Origin of the sequence: Kitasatospora sp. NPDC087861, from assembly GCF_044742585.1 — a bacterium.
GTDB lineage: Bacteria > Actinomycetota > Actinomycetes > Streptomycetales > Streptomycetaceae > Kitasatospora.
In genome coordinates, this window is the sequence record NZ_JBIUUS010000025.1 from 26,628 (window position 1) to 38,858 (window position 12,231).

A 12,231-nucleotide genomic window follows, 5' to 3' on the forward strand; every position below is an offset into this window, starting at 1 on the left:
GGGAGATATCGATGGCTCAGTCGCGGATCGAGGACATCTGGCCGCTGTCGCCGCTGCAGGAAGGGTTGCTCTTTCACACGGTCTACGACGACGAAGGGCCCCAGATCTACCTGGGCCACTGGATCCTGGAGCTGCAAGGTCCGGTCGACCCGGCCAGGTTACGTGCGGCATGGGAGGAGCTGTTCACCCGGCACGCCGCGCTCAGGGCCTGCTTCCGGCAGCGTGCAACGGGCGAGACGGTGCAGGTCATCGCGAGCCGGGTGGAGCTGCCGTGGCGCATGGTCGACCTCTCCCACCTCGACGATCCGGACGAGGCAGTGCGGGAGCTGGCCGAGGAGGACCGGCTACGGCGATTCGACCTCGCGAAGGCCCCACTGCTGCGCCTCACGTTGATCCGTCTCGACGACGCCAGGCACCGCCTGGTGGTGACCTGCCATCACGCGGTCATGGACGGCTGGTCGTTGCCCATCGTGTTCACCGAACTGCTGACGCTGTACGCGGCCGACGGCCGGCCGGAACTGCCGGAAGTGGCGTCCTACCGGGATTACCTCGCCTGGCTGAACCGGCAGGACCAGGAGCGGGCGCTGGCGGCATGGGCGGAGGAGTTGCGCGGCGCGCAGGAGCCGACCCTGGTGGCGCCCGCAGACCCGGGCCGGGCGCCCGGCATACCGGAGAGCGTCACGGTCGAGCTCCCCGAGCACCTCACCCGATCGCTGGAAGACCTGGCCCGCAGCCATGGGCTGACGCTGAACACGGTGGTGCAGGGCGCGTGGGCGTTGGTGCTGGCGCAGCTGTCGTGCCGGACGGACGTGGTGTTCGGGGCGACCGTGTCGGCACGCCCCGCGGACCTGCCGGGTGTGGAGGGAATGGTGGGGCTGTTCCTCAACACCGTGCCCGTGCGCGTGCAGCTGAACGGTGCTACGCCGATCATCGGACTGCTGACGGAGTTGCAGCGGCGGCAGTCGGCGCTCATCCCTGAGCAGTACGTGGGGTTGACAGACATCCAGAAGGCAGCCGGCCCCGGCGCGGTCTTCGACACCCTGCTCGTATTCGAGAACTTTCCCCGCGACCTCGGTGAACCGGACTCCGCCGGGACCTTCACCGTCCGGGTGAACCAGGGCAGGGAGGCCGCCCACTATCCGCTGACGCTGGTCGCCGTCCCCGGTGACGCGATGCTCCTCAAGCTCGACCATCTGACCGACCTCTTCGACACGGGCGCGGCGCTCGCTGTCCTCGAGCGGTTCCAGGGGGTTCTGCGCCGGCTGACGGCCGACAGCGGGATCACCGTGGCCGACGTCGCCGTGACGACCGCCGCCGAGCGCAACCTGGTGAACGCCTGGGGCACGGGACCCGACGCCGAGCCGGGCGGCCTGCCGCTGGCCCTGTTCGATCGCCAGGTGGAGCGTCGCGGGGACGAGACGGCGATCACCGACGGAGACCGGTCGACGTCCTTCCGAGACCTGGCCGGGCATGCGGACAGGCTCGCGGGCTACCTGACCGGCCGCGGCGTCCGGCGCGGGGATCGGGTCGCCGTGGTGATGGAACGGTCGTCCGACCTGATCGCGACGCTGCTCGCGGTGTGGAAGGCGGGGGCGGCGTTCGTGCCGGTGGACCCCGCCTACCCGGTGGAACGCGTGAAGTTCATGCTGGCGGACGCGGATCCGGCCGCGGTGGTCTGCCGGGCCGCGAGCCGGGCAGCGGTGCTGGACAGCGGGCTCGATCCGATCGTCCTGGACGACCCCGGGACGCGGCGGGCCGTGGCGGAGTGCGCCCGCCCCGCGGTGGAGGTCGGAGCCGACGACCTCGCCTACGTGATGTACACCTCGGGGTCGACAGGCACGCCCAAGGGCGTCGCGGTGTCGCACGGCAACGTGGCGGGGCTGGTCGGGGAGCCGCAGTGGGGGATCGGGCCCGGCGACGCCGTGCTGACGCACGCCTCGCACGCCTTCGACATCTCCCTGTTCGAGATCTGGATGCCGCTCCTGTCGGGCGCCCGACTGGTGATCGCCGAACCGGGCGCGGTGGACGGGGAGGCCCTGGCCCGATACGTGGCGGGCGGCGTCACGGCCGCCCACCTGTCCGCAGGAGCCTTCCGGGTGCTGGCCGAGGAGTCACCGGAGTCGATCGCCGGGCTTCGGGAGGTGCTGACCGGCGGGGACGAGGTGCCGCCGGCGGCGGTGGAGCGCGTACGGCGGGCGTGCCCGGACGTCCGGGTGCGGCATCTCTACGGCCCGACGGAGGCGACGCTGTGCGCGACCTGGTGGCTGCTCGAACCCGGCGACGAGACCGGTCCGGTGCTGCCGATCGGACGTCCCCTCGCAGGTCGGCGCGGCTACGTCCTCGATGCGTTCCTGCGCCCCGTGCCTCCGGGCGTGAAGGGCGAACTGTACGTCGCCGGGGCCGGTGTCGCGCGCGGCTACCTGGGTCGTTCGGCATTGACGGCCGAGCGGTTCGTTGCCGATCCCTTCGTCCCGGGCGAGCGGATGTACCGGACCGGTGACCTGGCCCACTGGACGGACCAGGGCACGCTCGTGTTCGGCGGCCGGGCCGACGACCAGGTGAAGATTCGCGGCTATCGCGTGGAGCCGGGAGAGGTCGAGGCGGTTCTCGCAGGGCTTCCGGGCGTCGGCCAGGCCGTGGTCGCTGCCCGGGACGAGCGGCTGACCGGCTATGTGGTCGCTGAGGCGGGACGGGACCTCGATCCGGTACTGCTGCGGGACCGGCTCGTCGAGACGCTGCCCGACTTCATGGTGCCGGCGGCGGTGATCGTGCTGGACGCGCTGCCGTTGACGGTCCACGGGAAGGTGGATCGGCAGGCCCTGCCCGAACCGGACTTCGCGTCGAAGTCGGTGGGCCGGGACCCGGCCACCGAGGCCGAGCGGATCCTGTGCCGGGTGTTCGCCGAGGTCCTCGGCCTGGAACGGGTCGGGGTCGAGGACGGCTTCTTCGAGCTGGGCGGGGACTCGATCTCTTCGATGCAGGTGGCCGCCCGCGCCCGGCGCGAGGGAATCGCCCTCACCCCCCGGCAGGTGTTCGAGCAGCGGACCCCCGGACGGCTGGCCGCGCTGGCGGGGGCCGCCGGAACGACGCGGCGGGGCCGCTCCGAGCCGGACGCGGGCATCGGGGAGATTCCCTGGACGCCGGTGATGCGCGCCCTCGGAGCCGACGCGCTGCGCCCCGGCTTCGCCCAGGCGCGAGTCGTCGTCGCCCCGCCCGGCCTCGACCGGGAAGCGCTGGTGGCCGCCCTGGGAGCGGTGCTGGACGTCCATGACCAGTTGCGCGGCCGGGTGGAGTCCGACGGACGGCTGATCGTGCCCGGTCGGGGCACGGTGGACGCGGCCGCACTGGTGACACGTGTGGAGGCCGGGACCGGGAACCTCGACGAGATCGCCGAACGCGAGGCCGGGACGGCCGCAGGCGCCCTGGACCCGTCGACGGGGACCATGGTGCGGGCCGTGTGGATCGATGCCGGAGGCGCCGAGCAGGGCCGGTTGGCGCTGGTGGCGCATCACCTGGTGGTCGACGCGGTCTCGTGGGGCATCCTGCTGCCGGATCTGCGCACGGCCTACGACGAGGTGGTCTCCGGAGGAACCCCGTCCCTCGAACCTGCGACGACGTCGTACCGGCAGTGGTCGCAGCGGCTGACCGAGCAGGCGTTCAGCGAGCGCACCGTCGCCGAGATCGATCATTGGGTCGGGGTCCTGGACGGCGTGGACCCGTTCCCCGGGGAACACGAGGGGCGGCCGCACTCGTGGTCCTGGACACTGTCCGGGCCCACGGCGCGGGGCCTGGTGGATCAAGCCCCGGGAACCTTCCACTGCGGGATCCGAGAAGTTCTGCTGGCGGGCCTGGCGGGTGCGGTGGCGCGCGGGCGGGGCGGTGACGCCGGGGCGCTTCTGGACGTGGAGGGCCACGGCCGCCACCCGGCCGACGGCGAGGACCTGTTGCGCACCGTGGGCTGGTTCACCAGCGTCCATCCGGTCCGCTTCGACGTTTCCGGCGTCGACCTGACAGCGGCGGCGGCCGGGAACGCGGCGGCCGGAGAGTTGCTGAAGGCCGTGAAGGAGCAGGTCCGCGCGGTGCCGGGCGACGGGCTCGGCTACGGGCTGCTGCGCCATCTCAACCCCAGCACCGGGGCCAGGCTGGCCGAACTGCCGTCCCCGAAGATCGGATTCAACTATCTCGGCCGGTCAGCCGCCACCTCCCCGGACACTCCGTGGCAGGTCAGCGAAGGGCCGCTCGGCGCGGGGACCGCCGGCCCCGAACCGGTACTCGCCCATGCCCTGGAGGTCGGCGCGGACGTTCAGGACACGCCGGCCGGTCCCCTTCTAAGGCTCACCATGGACGGCCGGGACCTCGACCCCGCCACGGTGGAGCGGCTGGGGGAGGCATGGCTGCAGATGCTCACCGGCCTCGCCGCCCACACCGCCGCCCCCGGCGCCGGAGGCCACACGCCGTCCGATTTCGACCTCGTCGAGGTGTCGCAGCAGGACGTGGCGGAGCTGGAGGCCGCCGCGCCCGGGCTGATTGACATCTGGCCCCTGTCGCCCCTGCAGGAGGGCATGCTCTTCGAACGGGCCCTCGACGACGAGGGAGTGGACGTCTACCAGAGCCAGCGGATCCTGGACCTCGACGGGCCGCTCGACCCGGGACGGCTGCGCGCGGCGTGGCAGCCGCTGGCCGCCCGGCACGAGTCGTTCCGGACGAGCTTCCACCAGCTCGGCTCGGGCGAGACGGTGCAGGTCGTCGTGGGTGCGGCCGACATCCCTTGGCGTACGGCGGACGTGTCGCATCTCGGCGAGGCCGACGCGGCCGCCGAGGTGGAACGCCTTCTCGCGGAGGACCAGGCGGAGCGGTTCGACGTGTCCCGCCCGCCGCTGCTCCGGCTGCTGCTGATCCGTCTCGGCGAGAACAGGCACCGGTTCGTCCTGACGTCGCACCATGTCCTCCTGGACGGCTGGTCGACGCCGATCGTCCTGGGCGAGATGTCGTCCGGCTACGCGGGCGGACCGAGCTCGTCGACGTCACCCTCCTACCGTGACTACCTGGCGTGGCTGAGCTGTCAGGACCAGGACGCGACGCGATCGGCGTGGCGGTCGGAGTTCGCCGGGTCGGACGAGCCGACAGTGGTGGACGCCGACGCGGGCAAGGCGATGGTCATGCCGGACGAGCATTGCGCATGGCTGTCCGCCGAGACGACTCGGAGGCTCACCGACTTCACCCGCGGCCACGGGCTGACGCTGAGCACGATCGTGCAGGGCGCGTGGGCCCTGGTACTGGCCCGGCTGGCGGGCCGGACGGACGTGGTGTTCGGGTCGGTGGTGTCGGGCCGCCCGGCGGACGTACCGGATGTGGAGCGGATGGTGGGGATGTTCATCAACACCGTTCCGGTCCGGGTGCGGCTCGACGGCGGCCTGCCGATGCTGGAGCTGCTCCAGGACCTGCAGCGACGCCAGTCGGCGTTGTCGGAGCACCAGTACATGGGTCTGTCGGAGATCCAGAAGGCGGTGGGGCCGGGCGCGGCCTTCGACACCATCATGATGGTCGAGAACTACCCGCGTGACGCAGCCGGCCTCGGCGACGACGGCGGTGTCACGATCAGCTCGGCTCTCACCCGGACCGGTACCGGCTACCCGCTGACCATGAGCGCCAGTCCCGGCGAGCGCCTGCAGATCCGCGTGTCCTTCCGGCCCGACCGGATCGACGAGCAGACCGCTGCCGAGGTCGCCGGGCAGGTCGTGCGTGTCATCGAACGACTGCTGGCCGAGCCCTCGCTTCCCGTGGGCCGCCTGGGCCTGACGAGTGACGTGACACGCACGTCCGTGGTGGAGCGCTGGAACGCGACCGGCGAGGCCGCCGGCGGATCGTCGGTGGTGGAACTGTTCCGGCGGCGCTCGGCGAGCGCGCCGGACGCGGTGGCCGTCATCGACGGGGACCGCACCCTGTCCTACGGCGACCTCGACCGGGAATCGGACCGGCTGGCAGGGCATCTGGCCGGGATGGGTGTGCGGCGCGGCGACCACGTCGGCGTGGTGATGGAGCGCGGCGCGGACTTGTTCGTCGCATTCCTCGGGGTCTGGAAGGCCGGGGCCGCGTACGTCCCGGTGAATGTGGACTACCCGCCGGTGCGGATCGAGCGGATGCTGGCCGACGCCGACGTGGCGGTGGCGGTCTGCGCCGAGGCAACCCGGAACGCGGTGCCGGACGGGGTCGAGCCCGTGCTCGTGGACGCGCCGTGGACCGGGGGAACGAGGCAGGAGACGCCGACGGTTACGGCGTACGACGTCGCCTACGTGATGTACACGTCGGGATCGACCGGGGTGCCCAAGGGCGTCGCGGTGCCGCACGGAAGCGTCGCGGCCCTGGCCGGCGACCCCGGCTGGGCACTCGATGCCGATGACTGCGTACTGATGCACGCCTCGCACGCGTTCGACGCGTCGCTGCTCGAAATCTGGGCGCCGCTGGTCAGCGGGGCCCGCGTCATGGTCGCCGAATCGGGCGCAGTCGACACGCAGCGCCTGCGGGAGGCGATCGCACGCGGCGTGACGACCGTCCATCTGACGGCCGGGAGCTTCCGGGTGCTGGCCGAGGAGTCGCCGGACTCCTTCAGCGGGTTGCGCGAGATCCTCACCGGCGGGGACGTGGTGCCCCTCGCCTCCGTCGCACGGCTGCGCCGGGCCTGCCCGGATCTCCGAGTCCGGCACCTGTACGGCCCGACCGAGACCACCCTGTGCGCCACGTGGCATCTGCTCGAGCCGGGGGACGAGACAGGCGACGTCCTGCCGATCGGCCGCCCGCTGGCCGGGCGGCGGGCGTACGTGCTCGACGCCTTCCTCCAACCGGTCGCTCCGAACGTGGCCGGCGAGCTCTACCTCGCGGGCGCCGGTCCGGCGCTCGGCTATCCCGAGGCACGCGGCGCGACCTCGGAGCGGTTCGTCGCCGATCCGTTCGCCCCCGGCGAGCGGATGTACCGCACCGGCGACCTGGCACGCTGGAGCGACCGGGGCGAGCTGCTGTTCGCCGGACGGGCCGACTCCCAGGTGAAGATCCGGGGCTACCGGGTCGAGCCGGCGGAGATCGAGACGGCACTCGCCGAGGCTCCCCGGGTCGCGCAGGCGGTCGTCGTCGCGAGGGAGGACCGTCCGGGTGAGAAGCGGCTGGTCGCCTACGCGATCGCGGAACCGGGCCAGGCCCCGGACCCCGATGCGCTCCGCGAACACCTCGCGGCGCGGCTGCCGGAGTTCATGGTCCCGGCCGCGGTGGTGGTCCTGGACGCCTTCCCGCTGACGATCAACGGGAAGGTCGACCGCGAGGCCCTGCCCGCTCCCGAGTTCTCCGGGAAGCCCGCCGGCCGCGAGCCGCGCACCGAGGCGGAGCGGGTGCTGTGCGCACTGTTCGCCGAGATCCTCGGGCTGGACCGGGTCGGAGCCGATGACAGCTTCTTCGAGCTGGGCGGCGACTCGATCCTCTCCATGCAACTGGCCGCCCGAGCCCGCCGCGCCGACGTCGTCTTCGGCGCGAAGGACGTCTTCACGCAGGAGACACCGGCGGGGATCGCGGCAGTCGCCGAGCGCGGCGGCGCGCCGCGGCCAGACCTCGCCGACGGTGTCGGCGAGGTCGCGTGGACGCCGGTGATGCGGGCGCTCATCGAACGCGACCCCGGCGCGCTGACCGGAGGGGCCCTGACCCAGTGGGTGACCGTGGGCGCTCCCGGCGACCTGTCGCTGGACGCGCTGGCGGCCGGGTTGGGCGCGGTGATCGACGCCCACGATCTGCTGCGGAGCCGGATCGTCACGGACGGGGGCGAAGAGCCGAGCCTGGTCGTGTCCGACCGGGGGGCGGTGGACGCGGCGGGTCTGGTCGAGCGGGTCGAGGCGGGCACCGGTGACCTCGATGAGGCCGCGGACCGGTGTGCCGGCGAGGCGGCGGCGCGGTTGGATCCCGCCGCCGGTGTGATGATCCGGGCGGTGTGGATGGATGCCGGACCCGGTCGCGTAGGACGGCTCGTGCTGGTGGCGCATCACCTGGTGGTCGACGCGGTGTCGTGGCGGATCCTGTTGCTGGACCTGCGTGCGGCATGCGAGGCCGTGGCCACGGGTGAGGAGGCTGCTCTCGACCCGGTGGAGGTCCCGTTCCGGCGATGGGCGCGGACACTGGCCGATCAAGCCGCGATCCGGGCCGCGGAACTCGAGACCTGGACGGAGATCCTCGACCACGCGGAACCGCGGCTGGCCCCCCTCGACCCCACGCGCGACACCATCGCGACTGCGGGACGCAGGTCGTGGACCCTGCCGCGCGACCGCGCGGGCGTGCTCGTGGAGAAGGCCGCCTCGGCCTTCCACTGCGGTGTCCACGAGGTGCTCCTGGCCACCCTGGCGGGCGCGGTCGCCCATTGGCGCGGCGACGACTCCGTCGTGGTGGACGTCGAAGGCCATGGCCGCCAGCCCGTCGGAGAGCTGGATCCCACGCGGACGGTCGGCTGGTTCACCGACGTCCACCCGCTCCGGCTGGATGTGACCGGGATCGACACCGACGAGGCGATCGCCGGTGGTGAGGCGGCCGGCCGCCTGCTGAAGCAGGTCAAGGAGAACGTGCGAGCCGTGCCCGACGGCGGCCTCGGCTACGGGATCCTGCGCCACCTGAACGCCGAGACGGCACCGGTCCTGGCGGCGTTGCCGAAGGCGGAGGTCGGGTTCAACTACCTGGGCCGGTTCTCCTCCCACCCCGACGGCGCTCCGGAGCCCTGGCAGATGACGGGGACCGTCGGCGGCGCGGCGGAGCAGAACGCGCCGTTGCGCCACGCCGTGGAGATCGACGCCGTCCTCCTCGACTCCCCGGACGGACCCGAGCTCCGTCTGACCGTGACCTGGGCCGGACGGATCCTCGGCGAGGCCGAGGCGGAGTCGCTCGGCCAGGCATGGCTGGACCTGCTGTCCGGCCTCGCCGCGCACGCCGCCCCCGGAGCCGGCGGGCACACCCCCAGCGACTTCTCCCTCGTCGAGCTGACGCAGGCGGACGTGGAGGAGATCGAGGCCGCCGTTCCGGGCCTCGCCGACATCTGGCCGCTCTCTCCACTCCAGGAGGGCCTGCTGTTCCACGCCATGGACCAGCGAGGCCCGGATGTCTACGCGGGCATCCGCACCCTCGCCCTCGACGGCCCGCTGGACGTCGCCCGCTTCCGCGCGTCCTGGCAGGCCCTCCTCGACCGGCACGCCGCCCTGCGGGCGAGTTTCCATCAGCTCGGGTCCGGCCGGGCCGTACAGGCGATCGCACGTGAGGTGGCACTGCCCTGGACCGAGACCGATCTGTCCCATCTGCCCGAGGACGAGGCGCTGGCGGAGTTCGAGCGACTCGCGGAGGAACTGCACGCCGACCGGTTCGACCTGAGTCGGGCCCCGCTGCTGCGCCTGCACCTGGTGCGCATCGGCGAACGCAGCCACCGGCTGGCCCTCGCCTCCCACCACGTCTCCTGCGACGGATGGTCTCTCCCGATCCTCTCCACCGATGTGATGGCGGCCTACGAATCGGGCGGTGACGGCCTGTCCCTGCCCGCCCCGACGTCGTACCGCGACTACCTTGCCTGGCTCTCCCACCAGGACAAGGAAGCCGCCCGGCAGGCGTGGCGGACCGAGCTCGCCGGGCTCGACGAGGCGACCCACGTCGTGGCGCCGGACACCAACACCGCGCCCGTCGAGCCCGAACGCGTCCGGTTCGAACTCGACGACGATCTGAGCCGTCGGCTGGTGGAGTTCACGCGTCGGCACGGCGTCACGATGAACACCCTCTTCCAGGGGGTCTGGGCGCTGCTCCTGGCCCGGCTGACGGGCCGGGACGACGTGGTCTTCGGTTCCGCGGTGGCCGGGCGTCCGCCCGAGATCCCTGGAGTCGAGTCCGTGGTCGGCCTGTTCATGAACACGCTGCCGGTCCGGGCCCGCCTCGCGGGTGGTGAACCGTTCCTCGACATGCTGACGCAGCTGCAGGAGCGCCAGGTCGAGATGATGGCGCATCAGCACGTCGGGCTGTCGGAGATCATCCAGTTCGCCGGGCAGGGAGCCGCGTTCGACACGATCGTGGTGTTCGAGAACTACCCCCGCCCGCCGCTCCCGTCCGAAGACCCCGATGCGCTCGTCATGCGCCCTGCGGGGATCCCGAACGACAGCGGGCACTATCCGGTATCCATGCGTGCCTCCCACGACGGCGGCGTCCACGGCGAGTTCATCTTCCGTCCGGACGTCTTCGACCGGACCCGGGCAGAGGAGATGCTGGCGGCGGTCGTGCGGGCGCTGGAGCAGGTGACGGCCGATCCGCGGACTCCGGTGGGCCGGGTCGGCCTGATCGGCACGGCGGAACGCGGCCTGGTGGTCGAGAGGTGGAACGCCACCGATGCGCCGTTCGTGCCGGAGCCGCTGCCGGTGCTGTTCCGCCGCCGGGCGGAACTCTCGCGGGACGCGGTCGCGTTGGAGGACGCGGCGCGGAGCCTGTCGTACGAAGGGCTGCTGGGAGAGGCGGAGGATCTGGCGCGGCTGCTGGTGGGGCTGGGCGTCCGACGCGAGACGCGCGTGGGCGTGCTGGTCGGACGGTCGGTGGAGCTGGTGGTGGCCCTGGTCGGAGTGTCGCTGTCGGGCGGGGTGTTCGTACCGGTCGACCCGGACTACCCCGCCGGTCGGATCGAACTGATGCTGGCGGATTCCGCGCCCGAGGTGCTGCTGTGCACGAGGACGACCCGGACGGCCGTGCCGGACGGGTTCGCGGGCGAGGTGGTCGCACTGGACGAGCGGCCCGCCGCCGACCCGGGAGTGGCGCTGCCGGCCGTGGCGGCGGGCGACGGAGCGTATGTGATCTACACCTCCGGGTCGGCGGGGACGCCCAAGGGCGTCCACGTCAGCCACACCGGGCTCGGCAACCTGGCCGGCGCGCAGATCGAGCGCTTCGGTGTGACATCCTCCGCACGGATCCTGCAGTTCGCAGCCCTCGGGTTCGACGCCGCGATTTCCGAGCTGTGCATGGCTCTGCTGTCAGGCGGGACCGTGGTGCTGCCCGACCCTGGCAGCATGCCGCCGCGAGTGTCGCTGGGCGACGCGGTGCGCCGGTGGCGCATCACCCACGTCACCGTGCCGCCGAGCGTGCTGGCCGTCGAGGACGACCTGCCGGACTGCCTCGAGACGCTGATCGTCGCCGGTGAGCCGTGCCCGCTGCCTCTGGTCGACCGCTGGTCGCGGGACCGGCGGATGATCAACGCTTTCGGGCCCACCGAGACGACCGTGTGCGCGACGATGAGCTCGCCGCTGTCCCCGGGACGCGACGTGGTCCCCATCGGCCGCCCGATCACCAATGTGCGGGCGTATGTGCTCGACGCCTTCCTGCAGCCGGTGCCGCCCGGCGTGGATGGTGAGCTCTATGTCACCGGGGCAGGGCTCGCGCGTGGATACCTCGGACGTCCGGGCCTGACCGCGGAACGGTTCGTCGCCGACCCGTACTCCTCCGGGGGCCGCATGTACCGCACCGGCGACCGGGTCCGCTGGACCCGCGAGGGAGAGCTGGTCTTCGTCGGCCGGGCCGACGCGCAGGTCAAGGTGCGCGGTTACCGGATCGAGCCAGGCGAGATCGAGGCTGTGCTGGCGGACCATCCGGGGGCCGCACAGCTGGTGGTAGCCGCTCGTGAGGACGGGCCCGGCGAGAAGCGGCTGGTGGCGTACGTCGTCCCGGCGGCCGCGCAGTCGGCCGACGAGCTGATCGCCGCCCTCCGCGAGACAGCGGCCGAGCGCCTGCCCGAGCACATGAGGCCGGTGGCGTTCGTACCGCTGGATGCGATGCCCCTGACCCCGAACGGAAAGGTCGATCACCGGGCGCTGCAGGCCCCCGACTTCGCCGGGAACTCCTCCGGGCGTGATCCGCGCACGGCCGTCGAAGAGCTGCTGTGCGCACTGTTCGCCGAGATCCTCGGGGTGGAACGGGTCGGGGCCGACGACAGCTTCTTCGAGCTCGGCGGCGACTCGATCAGCTCGATGCAGCTGTCGGCCCGGCTTCGCGGCGAAGGCCTGGAACTGTCGCCGTGGCAAGTGTTCGAGGAGAAGACGCCCGAACGGCTGGCGGTGCTCGCCAAGGAGTTCCCGGCCGAGGGAGAGGAGAGCGGGAAGCCGGAGTCCCAGGACGGCATGCTCCTGGCTCTCTCGCCCGACCAGATGGACCGACTCCAGACCGGGCCGGTCGATGAATGACTTCCACAAGGAG

The 12,231-nt window shown here is 72.3% G+C and carries 1 protein-coding gene; it reads left to right on the forward strand.

The features are described from left to right. Window positions 1-11: 11 nt before the first annotated feature. A complete protein-coding gene (locus ACIOJE_RS29700; protein WP_400780297.1) occupies window positions 12-12,218 on the forward strand; it encodes an amino acid adenylation domain-containing protein in 12,207 nt (4,068 codons plus the stop codon). Window positions 12,219-12,231: the final 13 nt, after the last annotated feature.